1 protein-coding gene is annotated in these 589 nt (G+C 39.6%); it reads right to left on the bottom strand.

What is annotated here, in order from left to right; all coding sequences use genetic code 11:
• On the bottom strand, nucleotides 1-589 hold a 589-nt coding region (locus DVW06_RS17135), incomplete at both ends, for a hypothetical protein (protein WP_161569495.1).

The raw sequence follows: 589 nt of genomic DNA, 5'->3' as shown, positions 1-589 counted from the left end.
TTTGGTAGTGTACTATTATTTTTAAAGGCTCCACTCACTTGGACCATACGTCCTAATCTGGTTGCGCTAGGAAAATTACCGCTCGATGGACTTGTTGAATATTGGGACCAACCGCTTGCTGCAGGAATTCCTGTTTTTCCTATATTATATAGATCCTGAAAAGTTAGATTACCACCCAGCCCCCGGCTATCGGTCATTGTAAATCTGTAAGGATTTATAGAAAGATACCTATCTGCTTTCGTTTTTTGCGACCCGTTAAATACGACAAATTGAAGATCTTCATGGCTGAATTGTGAGAAACCATTATTTTGAATTTCCCCAGTGCTTTTTACATACGTTTGGAAGTCATTTCGGAAGTACCCGCCTGACATAGAAAGCCGGCCTTTTCGCCAAACCGTACTTCCTTCAGCTATTTGATAATCGTAATCAGAATACAATCCATCTCCTTGGATTTCTACTCCGTTTATTATTCCAGCAGTGATTTTGCCTAAATCAGCACTCAATGCATCCAGAGATTCAACTGCTAATGTTGCACTAGCATATTTCTTTTTTTGCCAACCACTCTTGTATGTGTATACCGCAATAATTT

The organism is Enterococcus sp. ARL09-542 (assembly GCF_005234805.1).
In the GTDB taxonomy this organism is placed as follows: domain Bacteria; phylum Bacillota; class Bacilli; order Lactobacillales; family Enterococcaceae; genus Enterococcus_D; species Enterococcus_D gallinarum.
This window is presented reverse-complemented; position numbering and strand designations above follow the sequence as displayed.